This window comes from Bradyrhizobium sp. 179 (assembly GCF_023073535.1).
In the GTDB taxonomy this organism is placed as follows: Bacteria; Pseudomonadota; Alphaproteobacteria; order Rhizobiales; family Xanthobacteraceae; genus Bradyrhizobium.
This window is the reverse complement of record NZ_JADPJR010000053.1, coordinates 287761-305107: the sequence shown is the minus strand read 5'-3', so window position 1 is coordinate 305107 and position 17347 is coordinate 287761. Positions and strand designations below refer to the sequence as shown.

Genomic DNA, 17347 nt, shown 5'->3' with positions numbered 1-17347 from the left:
AGAACTCTATATTACAGAGTACTCTCCTGATCAATATCCGGATTGGCGCCGCGGCGCGAAAATCCTTAACGTCGGGTCTGACCCCAAAATGCCGAATCGTTTGCTAGATGCCGCCTGCGGAACAACTGCTCAACGCGCCCGAATTCACCGTCTCCGAGCTCTCGCTGTCCCTGAAGCGGACGGTCGAGGACGCCTTCGGCCATGTCCGGGTCCGCGGCGAAATCTCCGGCTTTCGCGGAGCGCACTCCTCCGGTCATTGCTATTTCGCGCTCAAGGACGAGAGCGCCAAGATCGAGGCGGTGATCTGGAAGGGCGTGCACAGCCGCATGCGGTTCAAGCCCCAGGAAGGGCTCGAGGTCATCGCCACCGGCAAGCTCACCACCTATCCGGGCTCTTCCAAATACCAGATCGTCATCGAGGCGCTGGAGCCGGCCGGCATCGGCGCGCTGATGGCGCTGATGGAGGAGCGCAAGAAGAAGCTCGCCGCCGAAGGCTTGTTCGACGAGGCGCGCAAGCAGCTGCTGCCCTGGCTGCCGGAGGTGATCGGCGTCGTGACGTCGCCGACCGGCGCGGTCATCCGCGACATCCTGCATCGGCTGGAGGATCGCTTTCCCCGCCGCGTGCTGGTGTGGCCCGTCAAGGTGCAGGGCGAAGGCTCGGCCGAGCAGGTCGCGGCCGCGATCCGCGGCTTCAACGCGATTGCCCCCGGCGGCAGGATTCCACGACCCGATGTCCTGATCGTCGCGCGCGGCGGCGGCTCGCTGGAGGATCTCTGGTCCTTCAACGAGGAGATCGTGGTGCGCGCGGCGGCCGACAGCATGATTCCGCTGATCTCCGCGGTCGGGCACGAGACCGACATCACGCTGATCGATTTCGTCGCCGACAAGCGCGCGCCGACGCCGACGGCGGCGGCCGAGATGGCGGTGCCGGTGCGCAGCGACTTGTTCGTCGAGGTCGCCGATCTCGCCCGCCGCACCCGCGCCTGCTGGCAGCGCGGCCATGAAAACCGCCGCAACGAGCTGCGCGCGGCCGCGCGCGCCTTGCCGGCGGCCGGCGACCTGCTCGCGATCCCGCGGCAGCGGCTGGACTCGGCGGGCGCGTCCCTGCCCCGTAGCCTCAAGGCCAACACGCACGCGCATTTCCGCAGGTTTACCGCCGCCAGCGCCAAGCTGACGCTGCGGGTGCTGCACGGCCAGATCGCGCAGGCCGATCACCGCCTCACTGTTTGCGGCGAGCGGCTCGGCCTCTCCGCGCGCTCGCTGCTGCGGCGGCGGCGCGACCGCTTTGCCGGGCTCGAGGTTCGCCTGCGCGCCTCAAAGCTCTCCAACGCGCAGGCCCAACGCAGCGCGATTCTGCGCCAGCGCGAGCGCACGCATCGGCTGTCCGAGCGCGCGCAACGCGCGCTCGTCACCCTGCTGCAGCGGCTCGATGCGCGTGTCGCGAACAGCGGCAAGCTGCTCTCCGCGCTGTCCTACCGCAGCGTGCTCGCGCGCGGCTTTGCATTGGTGCGCGATGAAGCCGGCCATCCCCTGCATGCGGCCGACAGCGTCGGGCCGAATGCGCGGCTCGAGATCGAATTTGCCGATGGCCGCGTGGCCGCGACCGCGGATGCGGACCGCCCGGCGCCTGCGGCGAAGCGCGTATCGTCGCAGCCAAAGCCGGCTACGCAAGACGCAAAACCCGCGCCGAAGCGCGTGGCCAAGCCGGTGGATCAGGGTAGCTTATTCTGAGTTGGGACTACGCCGCTTCACCCACACTGTCATTCCCCGCGAAAGCGGCGAATCCAGTACGCCGCGGATCCTCAGAAGATCACAATCGTCTCGGAGTACTGGATCGCCCGGTCAAGCCGGGCGATGACAGCGAGTGTGTGACGCATCTGCCCACACACTCCCCGTCGTCCCGGCGAAGGCGGGGAAACACTGAGTGTCTCTCCGACAACGGCGCCGTGGCCGGCTCTCACCTACACGACAATCCCGCGTCGATCGTGGTCCAGAAGCCGCAATGTTCCGGCGCGAGCTGTGGCGCGCCGGCGTGGGCTTCAAACAGGAAGATCGCGACGGTGAAGACGATCAGGGCGGAGGCGAACAGGACGATACGGCTGCGCATTATGACACGCGTTTAATCGACATCGTGGTCGAATGATGGCATGGCATATGCTGAAAACCGGCGGCGCGCGCGATCCGTAGATTCCCGGTCGGCCATCATGGCGTGCAGGGCGGTGGTCGATGCGGGGCTGTCCGCCTGATGTTGTTCCTCGGGCGGCCCCGCTTCCAGATTTGTGGCCCGCATGAGCGCCGCGCTTGCGGGACCGACCTCCCCGGATGTCGCTTCGCTCATTCTCCCCGGATGTCGCTTCGCTCATTCGGGCTACGGCGCCGCGATCACCGCGCCAGCCATTCCGCGACGTCCTTCTGCGATTCCGCGCGGGCCTGCATATCGGTGCCGAGATGGCCATGCTCGGGCGCGGCGACGTCGGTGCCGCCGGCGGCTGCGTGCAGTGGCGTGTTGGCGCGGTCGAAATCGTGATAAGCGCCGGGATAGACCACGATGCGCGCAAGCGCGCTGCGGCCGCGCGCGCCATCCACCATCTGGCGGCAGGCCGGCGGCGACGAGACGTCGTCATTGGCGCCGATCAGCACCAGGGTCGGCACCCGCGTGCTCCAGCCGAGGCCGGCGGAGATCCGGCAATCGGGATAGAAGGCGACCGCGGCACGGAAATCCGGGCCCAAATCGCGCGCCGCACTCTGCGGCCGCACCGCCCAGAGCAGCGCGCTGGCGCCGTTGGCCCAGCCGATCAGGCTGACGCGGTCGCGCGCCACCCAGTTCTGCTTCATCAGCCAGGCGCGTGACGCCGCGATGTCGGTGACGCGTTCACGGCGCGCCTTGACGTGCATCTCCTTGACGCGACATTGCGGCCCGAGCTCGCGCGAGCCGTAGCTGTCAGGCAGCAGCACCGCATTGCCGGCCCGCAGCAGCCGCTCCGCCCAGTCGCGATAGCGCGGCAGGACGGAATCGGAATGGCCACTGAGCCCGCCGCAGCCGTGCAGCGCGATCACGGCCGGAAAAGGCCCCTCGCCCTCCGGCTTGTAGACCTGCGCATGCAGGACGCCCGACGACAGCGGGATGTCGACCTGCTGCGGCACCGGCGCGGCGTACGCGGCCGACATCAGGAGCGTCAGGAACAGGGCGGTCAGTCGAAGGCGCATCGGACCCTGCGTCAAGATCCTTCGTCCAAGCACTATCACGCGGAAACGGCGCCAAAACATCACAAACCGGTGGGTTTACCGGGCGGACAAGCCACCCTATCTATGCTACATCCAGCCCGACACATTGTGCCCTCCAAGGTTTTCCACGGAGGGGCCTTCCACGGAGACTTTCGACCGTGCTGAACAAGTTCGGCCCCTCGGGCCATGGCGAAGCGCAGGTGCAATATCTCGACGGCGATTTCCGCGTGATCTCGCCGGGCACCTATGTGCGTTGCGCCATCACCGACGTACGCATCCCGCTCGACGAACTGAAGTACTGGAGTGTGGACCTGCAAGAAGCCTACGCCACGCCTGCTGCCGTGCTCCAGCGGCATTTCCCCGGCGTGCCGAAGCCGCAGGCCTAAGGCCCCGCCCGCAGGTCTATTGTTGGTCCCGGCCATCCGCGCCCACGCACGTCTTGACGAAAGCCTTGCGGGCCGCGCCGACGATCTTCTGATCAACGGCCTGCTTGAGGCAGTCGAGCCGCGCCTGCGCCATGCAGAGCTGCATCTGGTCGCGTTTATCCTGTCCCTTCAGGTTTTGCGCCGTGGCGAGGCACGTGACGCGCTTGGTCGCGGGAACCGGCACCGCACTTGTCGGATTTGCCGGAGCGGCGGCAGGCGGCGGCGAGGAGGTCTGAGCAAGGGCGGGCAAAACCGGCAGACATACGAGGCTGGCGACAAAGATCGCGGACCGCAATTTCATCGAATTCTCCTGATCGGAGCTATATCGATAGGCGCACGGCCATGAATGTCGGCTGAATGTCAGCTGATGTCTAAAATTGTCTCGCTCCCGTTGGGCCCCATTTAAGTCGGTCTGCACCACATTGTGCCGGGAAAAGTGGCAGGCGGGCAGGAAGCGCATGGAGCCTCGGAGACTTTGCAGCCGTTCGTTCGATGCACCATTATGCCCAGCAGGATTATGCCCAGCAGGTCATGCTCGTCGGCGCGGACGAACGATTAGCCTGCTTCGACGATTCGCCCGAGATCAGTCGGGCAGCTATGTGCTCATTTCGGCGCTGCTGATGCCGGTCCTGGTCGGCACCGCGGGCCTCGGCACGGAAGTCGGCTGGTGGTACTACAAACACAAGAATATGCAGAGCGCGGCTGATTCGGGCGCGGTCAGCGCTGCGACAGCGGCGAGTGCGGGCACCGACCCCTTGTCCGAAGCCAAGGCGGTGACGGCAAACTACGGTTACGCGAACGGGTCGAATAACGTCACGGTCACCGTGAACCAGCCACCGAAGACAGGCAATCATGCTTCGAATTCGCAGGCCATCGAAGTCATCGTGAGTCAGCCGCAACAGCGGCTGCTATCAGCCTTGTTCGGCTCGGATCCTGTGCTCATAACCGCACGCTCCGTCGCCCTGCCAAATTCCGGGACAGGCTGCGTCCTTGCGCTCAACTCGAGCGCAAGTCCCGCCGTCAACGTCAGCGGCGGCAACCAGCTCAATCTAATCAAGTGCAACCTTTACAGCAACTCGAGTGCAAGTCCCTCGCTCAACGTTGCCGGCAGCGCCTCCGTCGCTGCAAATCAGGTCGGAGTGGTTGGCGACGTCTCCGGCGCGAGCAGCATCACGGCGACCAACGGTATCAAGACGCACATATCGCCCGTCGCCGATCCCTACGCCAACGTGTCTCCCCCGGCGAGGCCGAGTTGCACCAACGCCAAGATTACGGTCAACGCCAATGGAAAAACAAACTCGCTCGACCCTGGCTGCTACATGGGCAGCATTACGGTCAATGCAGGCGCAGTCCTGAATCTAAGTCCAGGCATCTATTATCTGGACGGGGCCAACTTGAGTGTCGCTGGAAACGCCACCATCGCGGGCAGCGGCGTGACCCTGGTGTTTACGGGCTCGGGAAGCGACTGGGGCACAGCTTCGATCGGCAGCAACGCGACCATCAACCTGACGGCACCGACCAGCGGCCCCACGAAAGGCATCGTCATGTACGGCGACCGCAATATGCCGGCCGGGACTGCTTTCAATCTCACCGGTGGCAGCACACAGAACTTCGGCGGCGCCATCTATCTGCCAAAGGCTAATCTCAGCTTCAGCGGCGGCAACGGCACGAGCACATCCTGCACCAAGATCATCGCGGACACGCTGACGTTCAGCGGCACGTCGAACCTCCAGGTCAATTGCACCGCGCTCGGCACCGCGACGATAGGTTCGCAAACCGCACAGCTCATCGAATGAGGTTTGGGTCAATGCAAATTCAGAGCGTCTCATCCAGGCGCCGGCGTCGGTTGCTTGATTCTCTAACAGGGCACGTGCGCGCTGCTGTCGGCGACAAACGCGGCGTCGCGGCCGCCGAATTCGGCATCTTGATCCCGGTGCTGTCCCTGATGGTCGTTTCCGTAACGGACATCGGGCTTGCACTGTATCGCAAGATGCAGGTCGAAAACGCCGCACAAGCGGGAGCGCAATACGCAATTGCGCGCGGCTTTGACGCGAGCGGCATTTCGAACGCCGTAAGAAGTGCCACCAGCGCCACGGACATCACTGCCTCACCTCCGCCGGTCCAATTTTGCGGATGCCCAACGAGTGCAGGTGTCAGCACTGTCACCTGCGGGACGGTTTGCACCGGCGGCGCGCAGGCTGGAACGTATGCGACGGTCTCGGCGCGAGCGACGTACTATACCATCATCGACTACCAGATCGTGGCGGCCACATACACTTACAGCGCGCAATCCACTGCGAGGCTGCAGTGAAACTCGCGGCACTATGGCAAGACAATCGAGGCGCATCGGCACTGGAATTTGCGCTGACCGCTCCGGCGTTCTTCCTGTTCATATTTGGGATCATCGAATGCGGGCTGCTGTTCTGGACTCAACTGGGAATCCAGCATGGGAGCGAAATGGCGGCGCGTTGCGCAACCGTCAACAGCACGCTCTGCCCAAGCAGCAGCGCCATCACCAGCTACGCTGCGCAGCAGGCGTTCGGCCTCACGCTCCCTGCGGAGACATTCACCTTTTCTGCGTCAGCATGCGGCAACGAGGTCAGCGCGACTTATGCATTCACGTTTCCGCAGATTCTCAACCTCTCTCCAGTGACGCTGACCGCCCGGGCATGCTTTCCGAGTTGAGGTCGTTGGGAGAGCGCGGCCATCCTGCAACACGGGCGCAGCTTCTCGCGCGACTTGGGATGGAGACGATGTGCACGCGCACCTGAACCGCGACTCTGGCAGCCGAAATGATTTCCGCCGTTCCGATCCGCGTTGCATCAAAGATTACTTGCACTCCGTGGTTCGTCATTTCACGCTGTAGTTGGATTCTTTGTCGCAAATAGGCGCTCTTAAGTTGTTTGACGAAGTCTTGGTGAAACAAAAGGCTGCTATATTGCGTGTTAGGTAATTAGCCCTGCTGCTTTTATCGCGCAGACAATCAAGTCAGCCAAGCGGCGATCGAGCTTTGGAACTGGCGCAGTCTGTGAACGGGCTCATATCGAAGAGTCATCCGGCGGGCTACGATCACCTCGAAAATTCGCGGTGGAATATCTGTAAATCAAAGTCAGATGATGGGGCTGAATCATGCCCACCATATTGGACCTGCTCTATCGTGAATATTGCCGCGCCCGCCTCGCTGAAATGCGGAAGCAGCTTCTGATCTCAGCCGAACGCTCTGAAGCGCTCGAAGCGCACTACCATCCTGCGGATCAGGGTGACGATGAGAGGACGGACGCGCAGCCCAAGACCGGTTGCGGCGCGCCGAATTGAAGCGGCCGAGGACCGGCGATCTCTCCCGCGTGCAGCGACCAAGCCCTTGGCAACAGTTTGGGAGGACGCAATGAATACACCCGAATGCTATACTGTCATGGTAGCCTGCGCCTCATGCCTGACGATTGTCGGGTTAATGGCCGTCGGGGCGTGGTGAGCATGACTGCCGCGACACTTCGCTTTTGGCGCTATGGCAGAGACTCTGGCCTAACGTGCGAGATCAACGCGTGCTGAACCGCCGCTCGCGCGCCCTGTACAGATGGTCGCTGATCACTTCCTGCGCCTTTGCCGGATCGTCGAACTCAAGTTGCACGGCGAACGCCACGATGCCCTCTGGCACGCCCTCACGGCCGCGCAGACGCGCGAGATCCTTTTCCGTGGTCACCAGCGTGAGCTGCTCGCGCCGGGCCTGCACCGCGAGTGCGGCGAGCTCGTCATCCGAGAACATGTGGTGATCGTCGAACCGGCGCGTGCGTGCGACGTCGATGCCGCTGGCGCGCAAGCCGCGGAAGAAGCGCTCGGGATCGCCGATGCCGGCGAAGGCGAAAACCCGCTTGCCAAGGAGCTGCGCGAGCGAAGCCGCATGCGGCTTCAGCCGTGCGCGCAGCTCCGGCTTGTCGCGCTTGGCAAGCTCGGCCGCGACATCGTTCGCGGCACGGCCATCGCCGATCAGGACCAGCGCATCGGTGCGCGCGAGCTGCGCCTGCAGTGGCGCGCGCAGGGGACCGGCGGGAAACACCTTGCCGTTGCCGAGGCCGCGCTCGCTGTCGATCACGATCAGCGAGGCGTCCTTGTGCAGACGCGGGTTCTGGAAGCCGTCGTCCATCAGGATCATTGTGGCGCCTTGCGACTTCGCCAGCGCGACGCCCTCGAGGCGATCGCGCGCGACCGCGACGGGGACTTCGCGCGCCAGCATCAGCGGCTCGTCGCCGACGTCGGACGCGGTGTGACGCGCGCAGTCGACCATAATCGGACCTTTCAGGCGTCCGCCATAGCCGCGGCTGAGCACCACCGGGGTCTCACCGAGCTCGCGCAGTAGCTTGGTCAACGCCAGTACGGTCGGCGTCTTGCCGGCACCGCCAACATGGTAGTTGCCGACGCAGATCACGGGAATGCCGGCATCAAAGCCCTGGCGCGCCATGCGACGCGCAGTGGCCGCGCCGTAGAGCGCACCCAGAGGACTGAGGACATGCGACTGCGGGGAGCGTGGCCGGTACCAGAAGGCCGGCTCACGCATTGGCGGCTCCCATCTCGATCCGCAGTTGCAACAGGTAGGGCTCGAGTGCCGCCATGGTGCGATCGAGCGCGCCGCCGAGCTGCTCGACCACGCCCTCGCCTGCGCGCTGCATCTTGTCGCGCGCGGTGGGATCGGCCAGCAATTGGCCGAGCTGCTTGACCAGCGCTTCCTGCGTGTCGACCTGGCGCGCCCCGCCGCGCCCGTCGAGCGTCTCGTAGACATCGGCGAAATTGAAGACGTGCGGACCATGGATGATGGCGGCACCGAGCTTGATCGCCTCGATCGGATTCTGGCCGCCATGATGGATCAGCGATCCGCCCATGAAGACGATCGGCGAAAGGCGATAGAACAGGCCGAGCTCGCCCATGGTGTCGGCGACATAGAGGTCGGTCGTCGCCGCCGGCAGCTCCTCGCGCGAGCGCAATGCCGGCTTGAGGCCCGAGGCGGTGATCAGACCCGCGATCGAGGAGCCGCGGTCCGGATGGCGCGGCACGATCACGGTCAGGAGCTGCGGGAAGAAGCCGGCGAGGCTGCGGTGCGCCGCGATCAGCATCTCGTCTTCGCCCGGATGGGTCGAGGCCGCGACGATGATCGGCCGCCCGCGCGTCATCGCCATCAGCCGCTCGAGCCTGGCGGGATCGGCCGGCGGCGCCGGGACGTCGAGCTTGAGATTGCCGGTGGTGAGGACGTCGCGGCCGCCGAGCGCGGCAAAGCGCTCGGCATCCGTCTTTGATTGTGCCAGACAAATGTCGAACCGGGACAGCAGCGCCGAGATGGTGCCGTGCATGCGCCGCCAGCGCGGAAACGAGCGCGGCGACATCCGCCCGTTGATCAGCACCATCGGCACCCGGCGCGCCGCGCAGGCGAGGATCAGGTTGGGCCACAAATCGGATTCGATGAACAGCGCCAGCGACGGCTTCCAATGATCGAGGAAGCGCGCGACGTAGCGCGGGGAATCATACGGCACGTATTGATGGATGACGTCGGGCGGGAAGCGCTTCGCCACCACGGCCGCCGAGGTGACGGTGCCGGAGGTGAGCAGGATGCGCAGATTGAGATCGCGCAGCCGCTCGATCAGCGCTGCCGCAGCCAGAACCTCGCCGACGCTGGCGCCGTGGATCCAGACCAGCGGGCCATGTGGCCGCACGTCCCGCGACAAGCCCCGACGCTCGCCGACGCGCGCGGGATCCTCCTTGCCCTGCTTCAATCGCCGCTTGATCAGCGCGGGCGCGAGCGGCACCAGGCCGGAGGCCAGGCGCTGATACATTCGCAGCGTCATCGGCAGCGGGTCAGGCATCTTCCGGTCCCGGGCGCCCGAGTTGCGCATAGGCGCGGCGGGTCGCCTCGTTCAACGTCTCCTCCAGCTCCAGCCGAAGCGCTTCCATGGTTGCGGCGTCGGCATCCGGTGGAACGTGGATTTCCTTGATGCCGACCAATGCGCCTCGTCCGAATGGCAAATTGATGGTGGTGCGGTCCCAGTTCTTGAGCCGTATGAAGCGGCTGGTCGCCATCGCGAAAGGCATGATCGGCCGCCCCGATTCCCGTGCCAGCATGATGATGCCGAGCCCGGCCACGCGCGAGCGTTTGGGGACATCGGCGGTCAGCGCGACATTACAACCGTCCTGGAGCGTCCGCACCATTTCCTTGAAGGCGCCGACCCCGCCCTTGCGGTGGAAGGCGCCGCCGTGATCGCCGGAACCACGGATGGTGCCGATGCCGAGCCGCTCGGCGGCGATCGCATTGAACTCGCCGTCGCGATGACGGGAGATCAGCACCTTGGCCCGGTACCAATCCTTGTTCTTGATGAAGGGGGTGAGGAAATGCTGGCCGTGCCAGAAGGCGAAGATCGCCGGGATCTGCGGCTCGACGCGGTCATAGACGTCAGGCGGATCGAACCTGAACTTGTTGGTTCGCCAGACCAGACGCAGATATTCAGCCGCCAGGACCCCGACGGCACGCTGAATAAAGCTGCTTCGCAGCGTATTGCGAAGCAGTTTTTTCAACGCGCCGGTTCTTGATTGGGGTCGAGCAGGCGGTGGAGATGGACGATGAAATAGCGCATCTGGGCGTTGTCGACCGTGCTCTGCGCCTTGGCTCGCCAGGCCGCGTGCGCGGTGGCGTAGTTCGGATAGAGGCCGACGATGTCGACATCGTCGAGGTTCTTGAAAGTGTTGTGCTCGAGATCGACGAGCTCGCCACCGATAACGAGATGAAGCAGTTGTTGCGGGGCACTATCTGGCATGGGTTCTCTTCCTAACGGGCTGCCCGGCAAAGCAGTGTTCGACAAGCACGACGAAGCGCTCAGGGCAAGGGGCGGTTTCGAAAATGCGCGACAATGCCCGCATGACGATCGCGTCCCGCTGCCACCAGCACCCCGTGCGCCACTTCCCGGCGGTTATAGAGGATGGGTTCTCCGGAGAGGTCACTCATCTTACCACCCGCTTCCTGCACGATCAAATCGGCCGCCGCAAGGTCCCAATCTTGGCTGTTGCCGCCCGCAAAAGCCGCATCCAGCGCGCCATCGGCGACCCGGCACAGACGCAGCGCGAGCGAGCCGATTCGCGGATGCAGCTTGATCTCGCCGCCCGTGGCATTGAGCCGCTCGACCAGCGGCTTCGGGCCGGCGACGCGCGCGAAGTCGAGCTCGGACCCGGACGTCGCCCGCACCGGCTCGCCGTTCAGCGTTGTACCCTGGCCGCGGACCGCGAAGAAGAATTCATCGCGCGCCGGAGCGAACACCGCGGCAAGCACCGGTGAGGCATCCTCGACCAGCGCGACGCTGACGCACCAATCGTCATGACCGCCCAGATAATTGCGCGTGCCGTCGATGGGATCGACGATCCAGGTCAGTCGCCGCGACAGCCGTGCCGCATCGTCGGCGCTTTCCTCGGACAGCCAGCCATAGTCGGGCGTCGCAGCGCGCAAGCGCGTTTCGAGCAGATCGTTGACCGCGATGTCGGCTTCCGACACCGGCGAGGATGCCCCCTTGATCCACTTCTTCAGCTCGGTGCGGAACATCGATTGCGCCAGCGCGCCTGCGTCCCGCACCGCGTCCTTCAGCAGCGCCGCATCGCGTGTCAGGATGGTCGCATCGGGGGATTGCGCGTCAGCGTCCGCCAAGCGTCAAACCCTCGATGCGCACCGTCGGCGCATTGATGCCGTAGCGGAATTCGAGATTGTTCGCCGGCTGCATCGACTTGAAGATCTCGAACAGATGCCCGGCGATCGTCACCTCGCTGACGGGATAGGTGATCTCGCCGTTCTCGATCCAGAAGCCGGAGGCGCCGCGGCTGTAATCGCCGGTGACGCCGTTGACGCCGGAGCCGATCAGGTCGGTGACGTAGAAGCCTTGGCTGATGTCGGCGATCAGCTCGGCCGGCGTCGGCGTGCCGGGCTCGAGATGCAGGTTGTACGGCCCGGGCGACGGCGAGGAGGAGACGCCGCGATGGGCGTGGCCGGTGGTGGTGAGGCCAAGCTCGCGCGCGGTGGCGCAGTCGAGCAGCCAGGTCGTCAGCACGCCCTCGTCGACCAGCGCGATCTTCTTCACCGCGACGCCTTCGGCGTCAAACGTCTGCGAGCGCAGGCCGCGCTTGCGCAAGGGATCGTCGACGATGCGAATGTTCTTCGCGAACAGCTGCTGGCCGAGCTTGTCCTTCAAGAAGCTGGTCTTGCGCGCGATCGAGGCGCCGTTAATGGCGCCGACGAGATGGCCGACCAGGGAGCCCGCAACGCGCGGATCGAACACGACGGGCACCTTGCAGGTCTCGACCTTGCGCGGATTGTAGCGCGCCACCGTGCGCTCGCCGGCGGACCGGCCGACGGTTTCCGGCGACAACAAATCGGCGCCGTGTGGCGCCGAGGTGAAGTCGTAGTCGCGCTCCATGCTGGTGCCCTCGCCCGATATGGCGGTGGCGGAAATGCCTTGGCTGGAGCGCAGGTAAGAGCCGTGGAAGCCGGTAGAGGTGACGAGCACCATGCCGCCGATGCCGGCGGAAGCCGAGGCGCCGCCGGATTTGGTCACCCCCTTCACGCCGAGCGCCGCAGCTTCGGCCGCAAGAGCGCGGCGCTCGAGCTCAGATGTCGTGGGCAGGTTGGGATCGAGCAGGTCGAGATCGGGGAAGTCGCGCGCGAGCAGCGCGGGATCGGCGAGGCCGACATATTTGTCGTCGGGCGCAACACGCGCCATCGCCACCGCGCGTTCGGCGAGCTTGGTCACGGCATCGCCGCTGACGTCATTGGTCGAGACCACCGCCTGGCGCTGGCCGACCAGCACGCGCAGGCCGACATCGTCGCCCTCGGACCGCTCGGATTCCTCGACGCGGCCGTCGCGCACCTCGACGCCCTGCGAGACGCCGCGCACTGCGACGGCATCGGCTGCATCAGCGCCGGCGCGCTTGGCGGCCTCGACCAGCCGCTGCGCGAGATCGGAGAGCGCGGACTGATCGAACAGGTCGCGATGGGCCTGCGACGACATTTGGGTCGAAAGCGTCGAGCTTGCGGATGGTGAAGAGTTCACGAACGAAATCCTGTTGGGGCGGGCTCGGGACCGGAACCCACAGATGTGCCCTGATGGCGCGGACTTCAAGCATTTTCAGCCCGCCAAAAGCTCAGATTCGCAGCTCTCGCGCAACGTCTCGTCAATCATGCGCGCCAAGGTCTTGTCAATCATGAGCAGCAGTGACGGTGGGTTAACCAGCCTTTTTAAGCGGTTTCGGAAAGGCGCGCGCTAAGGTCCTCGCATCGACCGGGAACATAATCCCGGCGGGGAGAACTAAAGCCGTGAGGCGTCAAACAGCAACATGCGGGGTCGCTCCCGCCGGGTCGAGCCGCTCCTTGCGGCTCGACCCTCTTTCCCTTCCCGTCCGCTTCGATGCGCACGATCCGCGCGCCGACGGACATGTCCGGCAGATCGAGCTTCATCGCGAGCGTGTCGTGCTGCGCCGTGCCGTTCGCGGCATGCAGATGGCCATCAACGTCCGTGTCAGCGACTTCACCGGCGTCGCGCTGCGCGGCAGTGACGAGGTGCAGACCCTCGTGCTCGTGCATCGCGATCCCTCGCTCTCCATTCCGCTGCTGGTCGGCGCCGATGCCGACGAGATCGCGCAAGCCTGGGCGATCTGGAGCGAGATCTTCGCGCTTCCGCAGCTCGACGAAGGCGCACGCAAACCCGCGCCGCGCCGCCGCCGCGCCAATGCGATCCGCGCCCGCCGCCCGAAATTCTTGATGCGCCGGCGCACCGGCATCGCGCGCGAACTCACCGTTCATCAGGGCGAACGCGAGATCATTGCAAGGGATTGAGTGGCAACTACGCCGCCCGTATTGCAGCGTCGGCGAGTAATCCTGCAAATAGCAACAGCCCCGCATCGCGGTTCGACTTGAACAGGCGCAGGCACAGTTCGGGGTCGTGGATCCTCAGCCGCACGATCTGCCACGCCAGATGAACGGCGAAGGCCGCAAGGCCGAGCCAGGCCGGCCAGCCCGCATCACCTGAAGCCAGCGCGACGCCGATCAGCATCACCGCAAAGCCATAGAACAGGATCAGCGCCTGGTGCGTATGCGCGCCGAACAGGCGCGCGGTGGATTTGATGCCGATCAGCGCGTCGTCCTCCGCGTCCTGATGCGCGTAGATCGTGTCATAGCCGATCACCCATGAAATCGCGCCGGCATAGAGCACGAGTGCGGTGACGTCGATGCGTCCGAAGGTGACGGCAAATCCCATCAGCGCGCCCCAGGAGAAGGCCAGCCCGAGCACGATCTGCGGCCACCAGGTGATGCGCTTCATGAAGGGGTAGATCGCGACGATCAAGAGCGAGGCGATGCCGGTCAGGACCGCGAAGCGGTTGAACTGCAACAGCACCACGAGACCGATCAGCGCCTGTGCGACCATGAAGACCAGCGCCTGCTTCGTGGTCACCTGCCCTGACGGCAATGGCCGCGAGCGGGTGCGCTCGACCTTTTCATCGAGGTCGCGGTCGGTGATGTCGTTCCAGGTGCAGCCGGCTCCGCGCATCACGAAGGCGCCGATGAAGAACAGCACGATGGTGAGCGGCAGGCCGCGGATCTCGTGCGCCATGCCGGCGGCGAGCGCCGCCGACCACCAGCACGGCATCAACAGCAGCCAGGAGCCGATCGGACGGTCGAAGCGGGACAAGCGCAAATAAGGCCGCGTCCATCGCGGCGCGAGCGTATCGACCCAGTTGCCTGTAGAGTCGGCAACGCGGGCGGATGTATCGCTCATCGGGTCAGGACGTTGCCGTTGAGCGTATCGAAGGTGCTGCCGCCCTTCTTGCCGGCATTGGCTTCGGGCGCCGAGCCCGAACCGAGCACCTCGCTCAGCGATGGGCCGGCCGGGCGCGCCTGCTGCTGCTGCATCTGCTGCGCGACCATGCAGACCTTCTTCTGCATGGCCTCGGTGTTCTTGTGGCCGGTCTTCATCTGCTCGCCGATCTGCGGCGGGATTCCGCATTTCGCAGCGTGGGACTCGATGTACTTGATCATCTTCAGCTCAGCCTGGCTGAAATTGCCGATCAGCTTGCAGGCCTCGTCCGGCGGCGCATGACGGTCGCTCGCGGCCTTGATCAGCTTGCCGCGCTTCTCGGCCTCCTCGCGGAGCGGAATGAAGGCCTTCATGCAGTCCTCGCCCGGACCGCCTTGCGTCGGCGGAGCTGCGCTGAAAGCGCCGGCACCGCCGATCGGCGCGGCGCCGTTCACGGGAAAGGATGACTGCGGCGCCGTGCCGACGGAGGCAACGGGTGCCGAGCCGTTCACGGGCGGAAAGGCGGAGCTGGTGGCGGCCTGGTTTGGCAGCGGTGCCGGGAACGCGCTTTGCGCATTAGCGCCCGCAGCACCCATGGCGACCATGGCGGCAGTGATCGGAACCATCAGATGACGGATCATGAAGGCAGTCTCTCCGGCAGGAGCTTACGGGGTTCGGCTTCTTCCAATCGAAGCGCAACCAGCGTGTTCGCGTTTTTACGATTCCCGCCGGCGCTTAACAACCCGCTGAATAGGGCAAGAGCGCGGCGCGGAGACGCACCAATTCGGCGATATTTACCCCCAAAAATACTGGCTTCGGTTAAGAACAGCGGCAAATTGGATCTTTGAACTATGCCTTCCCACGATTTTCGCGCCCCTCGCCTGTTCGTGGACGCCCCCCTCGCCCAAGACGCCAGGGTGCCGCTCGACCGCGACCAGAGCAATTATCTGGGCAACGTGCTCCGGCTGGCCGCCGGGGCCGAGGTTTTGGCGTTCAACGGCCGGGACGGCGAGTGGCAGGCTGCCATCGAAGGCCGCAAACGCCCGGATGGCCTCGTGATCCTTCAGCAGACCCGGCCCCAGGACGGGCTGCCTGACGTGGCCTACGTGTTCGCCCCGCTCAAGCATGCCCGGCTGGATTACATGGTCCAGAAGGCCATCGAGATGGGCGCCGCCACGCTTCAGCCGGTCCTGACCCGGTTCACCCAGGCCTCCCGGGTCAACACCGAGCGAATGCGCGCCAACGTCGTCGAGGCGGCCGAGCAATGCGGTATCCTCAGCATCGCCTCGGTGGCCGAGCCGGTGCCGCTGGAGCGGTATCTCAGCCAGCGCGCCGCAGGCCGGTTGCTGATCTTCTGCGATGAGGCGGCCGCGGTCGCAAACCCCGTTCAGAGCCTGCAGAACGCGCGCGAGGCCGGCAAAGGTATCGACGTGCTGATCGGCCCGGAAGGGGGCTTTGCCGAGGAGGAACGGGCGCTGCTGCTGCGGCAGCCGAGAATCCTGCGGTTGGCGCTCGGCCCGCGGATCATGCGGGCCGACACCGCCGCGGTGGCTGCGCTGACGCTGGTGCAGGCGGTGCTGGGCGATTGGGGCAAGTCCACTTGAGCCGGGAATTGCCCACCCGTTAAGCGATTGATCCTTTGGAGGTCGAAACCGCTTTCGGGCCATGCTAAGGGCTGCGGCAATTCCCGTCCCTTCCCTTGCCTGCCCGGTTCCACCGGGACGATGGACCCCTATTATGACCGCGACCGCCACCTCAAATGCTGCCGGCTCCGCCGCCTGGGCGGATACGCTGCTGTTGTCGTTCGCGCAGGCGGGCTATGTCAGGGCCGAGCCCGCCATCCTGCAACCGGCCGAGCCGTTCCTCGACCTCTCGGGCGAAGACATCCGCAAGAGCCTGTACCTGACCACGGACCTTTCGGGCGAGGAGCTCTGTCTGCGCCCGGACCTGACCATTCCGGTGGCGCGCGATTACCTTGCCTCTGGCCGTGCCGGCCAAGCGGCCGGGTTCAGCTATCTCGGCCCGGTGTTTCGATACCGCAGCGGCCAGACCAGCGAGTTTCTCCAGGCCGGCATCGAGTCCTTCGGCCGTCAGGACCGCGCTGCGGCGGATGCCGAGATGCTGGCGCTGGCCCTGGAGGCAACTGCCGCCTTCGGTGTCGGCGACGTCGAGATCCGCACCGGTGACGTCGCGCTGTTCAATGCCCTGCTCGACGCGCTCGATCTCTATCCGGTCTGGCGCCGCCGCCTGGTCAAGGATTTCAACCGCAAGATCAGCCTGGAGCAGGATCTGGAGCGGCTGGCGGCCGCGGCCACCGCGACCCGCAGCGAATATGAGGGCGTGCTCGCTGCGCTGGCCGGCTCGGACCGCAAGGCGGCGCTCGCCTTCGTCACCGATTTGATGTCGATCGCCGGCACCACCAATGTCGGCGGCCGTACCACGGCCGAGATTGCCGACCGCTTCCTCGAGCAATCGACCCTCAAGGGTGGCGCATTGCCGCGCGAGGCGATCACCGTGCTCAAACGCTTCCTGTCGATCGCAGGCAATCCCGACGATGCCGTCGCAAAGCTGCGTGCACTGACTGCGGATGCCAAGCTCGATCTCACATCTGCGATCGACCAGTTCGAGAGCCGGGTCGGCTTCATGGCTGCGCGCGGCATCGACGTGAAGCTGACGCGTTTCTCGACCGCGTTCGGCCGCGGGCTCGACTATTACACCGGTTTCGAGTTCGAATTGCATCACAGGGGTAATGGCGCCGAGCCGCTGGTCGCCGGCGGCCGCTATGACGGGCTGATGACCCAGCTCGGCTCCGTGCAGCCAATTCCCGCGGTCGGCTTCTCGGTCTGGGTAGACGCGCTGGCCAAGATCGGCCGCAAGGTGGGAGCTTAAG

21 protein-coding genes are annotated in these 17347 nt (G+C 65.2%); 9 read left to right on the top strand and 12 right to left on the bottom strand.

Annotated elements, in window-relative coordinates; translation table 11 throughout:
• Positions 1–107 precede the first annotated feature (107 nt).
• Positions 108–1730, top strand: coding sequence for an exodeoxyribonuclease VII large subunit (gene xseA, locus IVB12_RS13085; protein ID WP_247299403.1), 1623 nt, complete (start codon positions 108–110; stop codon positions 1728–1730).
• Positions 1731–1956: 226 nt separating this feature from the next.
• On the opposite strand, the gene IVB12_RS13080 is transcribed toward xseA, so the two are convergent.
• The 3 genes from IVB12_RS13080 to IVB12_RS13070 are packed head-to-tail and all read right to left on the bottom strand — an operon-like array spanning position 1957 to position 3206.
• Positions 1957–2106, bottom strand: coding sequence for a hypothetical protein (locus IVB12_RS13080; protein ID WP_247299401.1), 150 nt, complete (start codon positions 2104–2106; stop codon positions 1957–1959).
• Between the two features lie 12 nt (positions 2107–2118).
• A complete protein-coding gene (locus IVB12_RS13075) occupies positions 2119–2337 on the bottom strand; it encodes a hypothetical protein (protein WP_247299399.1) in 219 nt (72 codons plus the stop codon).
• Positions 2338–2381: 44 nt separating this feature from the next.
• The gene (locus tag IVB12_RS13070) at positions 2382–3206 is read right to left on the bottom strand and encodes a dienelactone hydrolase family protein (protein ID WP_247299397.1); all 825 of its coding nucleotides are present in this window, start codon (positions 3204–3206) and stop codon (positions 2382–2384) included.
• Between the two features lie 176 nt (positions 3207–3382).
• Here IVB12_RS13070 and IVB12_RS13065 point away from each other — a divergent pair, with 176 nt between their 5' ends.
• A complete protein-coding gene (locus tag IVB12_RS13065; RefSeq protein WP_247299395.1) occupies positions 3383–3610 on the top strand; it encodes a DUF2093 domain-containing protein in 228 nt (75 codons plus the stop codon).
• A gap of 16 nt (positions 3611–3626) precedes the next feature.
• On the opposite strand, the gene IVB12_RS13060 is transcribed toward IVB12_RS13065, so the two are convergent.
• On the bottom strand, positions 3627–4109 hold the full coding sequence (locus IVB12_RS13060) for a hypothetical protein (protein ID WP_247299394.1): 483 nt from the start codon (positions 4107–4109) through the stop codon (positions 3627–3629).
• On the opposite strand from IVB12_RS13060, the gene IVB12_RS13055 reads away from it, so the two are divergent.
• The 4 genes from IVB12_RS13055 (at position 4108) to IVB12_RS13040 (ending at position 6964) form a co-directional block, all read left to right on the top strand.
• Positions 4108–5445, top strand: a complete 1338-nt coding sequence (locus IVB12_RS13055; RefSeq protein WP_256467111.1) for a TadE/TadG family type IV pilus assembly protein — start codon at positions 4108–4110, stop codon at positions 5443–5445. The genes IVB12_RS13060 and IVB12_RS13055 overlap by 2 nt on opposite strands.
• Positions 5446–5456: 11 nt before the next feature.
• Positions 5457–5960: a TadE/TadG family type IV pilus assembly protein gene (locus IVB12_RS13050; protein WP_247299390.1), complete on the top strand. Its 504-nt coding sequence runs from the start codon at positions 5457–5459 to the stop codon at positions 5958–5960.
• Complete coding sequence (locus tag IVB12_RS13045) at positions 5957–6334, top strand: TadE/TadG family type IV pilus assembly protein (protein WP_247299388.1); 378 nt, start codon at positions 5957–5959, stop codon at positions 6332–6334. Before IVB12_RS13050 ends, IVB12_RS13045 begins: the two co-directional genes overlap by 4 nt.
• 444 nt (positions 6335–6778) lie before the next feature.
• Complete coding sequence (locus IVB12_RS13040; protein ID WP_247299386.1) at positions 6779–6964, top strand: hypothetical protein; 186 nt, start codon at positions 6779–6781, stop codon at positions 6962–6964.
• A 220-nt stretch (positions 6965–7184) separates the two neighbouring features.
• Here the strand turns inward: IVB12_RS13040 and lpxK are convergent, their stop codons facing one another.
• The 6 genes from lpxK to IVB12_RS13010 are packed head-to-tail and all read right to left on the bottom strand — an operon-like array spanning position 7185 to position 12675.
• Positions 7185–8201 (bottom strand): tetraacyldisaccharide 4'-kinase, encoded by a 1017-nt coding sequence (gene lpxK, locus IVB12_RS13035; RefSeq protein WP_247299384.1) that lies wholly within the window; start codon positions 8199–8201, stop codon positions 7185–7187.
• Complete coding sequence (locus tag IVB12_RS13030; RefSeq protein WP_247299382.1) at positions 8194–9498, bottom strand: 3-deoxy-D-manno-octulosonic acid transferase; 1305 nt, start codon at positions 9496–9498, stop codon at positions 8194–8196. Before IVB12_RS13030 ends, lpxK begins: the two co-directional genes overlap by 8 nt.
• Positions 9491–10204 carry a lysophospholipid acyltransferase family protein gene (locus tag IVB12_RS13025; RefSeq protein WP_247277594.1) on the bottom strand — a complete coding sequence of 238 codons (714 nt, stop codon included), beginning with the start codon at positions 10202–10204 and terminating at the stop codon, positions 9491–9493. Before IVB12_RS13025 ends, IVB12_RS13030 begins: the two co-directional genes overlap by 8 nt.
• Positions 10201–10443 (bottom strand): DUF4170 domain-containing protein, encoded by a 243-nt coding sequence (locus IVB12_RS13020; protein WP_027575891.1) that lies wholly within the window; start codon positions 10441–10443, stop codon positions 10201–10203. Before IVB12_RS13020 ends, IVB12_RS13025 begins: the two co-directional genes overlap by 4 nt.
• 59 nt (positions 10444–10502) lie before the next feature.
• Positions 10503–11321, bottom strand: coding sequence for a 3'(2'),5'-bisphosphate nucleotidase CysQ (locus IVB12_RS13015; protein WP_247299380.1), 819 nt, complete (start codon positions 11319–11321; stop codon positions 10503–10505).
• Positions 11308–12675 (bottom strand): TldD/PmbA family protein, encoded by a 1368-nt coding sequence (locus IVB12_RS13010; RefSeq protein ID WP_247299510.1) that lies wholly within the window; start codon positions 12673–12675, stop codon positions 11308–11310. Before IVB12_RS13010 ends, IVB12_RS13015 begins: the two co-directional genes overlap by 14 nt.
• A gap of 305 nt (positions 12676–12980) precedes the next feature.
• Here IVB12_RS13010 and IVB12_RS13005 point away from each other — a divergent pair, with 305 nt between their 5' ends.
• Positions 12981–13499, top strand: a complete 519-nt coding sequence (locus IVB12_RS13005) for a DUF6101 family protein (RefSeq protein WP_247299378.1) — start codon at positions 12981–12983, stop codon at positions 13497–13499.
• Positions 13500–13506: 7 nt separating this feature from the next.
• On the opposite strand, the gene ubiA is transcribed toward IVB12_RS13005, so the two are convergent.
• Both ubiA and IVB12_RS12995 read right to left on the bottom strand, forming a co-directional pair.
• A complete protein-coding gene (gene ubiA / locus IVB12_RS13000; protein ID WP_247299376.1) occupies positions 13507–14439 on the bottom strand; it encodes a 4-hydroxybenzoate octaprenyltransferase in 933 nt (310 codons plus the stop codon).
• Entirely contained in the window at positions 14436–15098 is a 663-nt protein-coding gene (locus IVB12_RS12995) for a hypothetical protein (protein WP_247299374.1), read from the bottom strand. The genes ubiA and IVB12_RS12995 overlap by 4 nt, the downstream gene beginning before the upstream one ends.
• A gap of 210 nt (positions 15099–15308) precedes the next feature.
• Between IVB12_RS12995 and IVB12_RS12990 the strand changes: the two genes are divergently transcribed.
• Positions 15309–16061: a 16S rRNA (uracil(1498)-N(3))-methyltransferase gene (locus IVB12_RS12990; protein ID WP_247299372.1), complete on the top strand. Its 753-nt coding sequence runs from the start codon at positions 15309–15311 to the stop codon at positions 16059–16061.
• 133 nt (positions 16062–16194) lie between these two features.
• Positions 16195–17346, top strand: a complete 1152-nt coding sequence (locus IVB12_RS12985) for an ATP phosphoribosyltransferase regulatory subunit (RefSeq protein WP_247299370.1) — start codon at positions 16195–16197, stop codon at positions 17344–17346.
• Position 17347 lies beyond the last annotated feature (1 nt).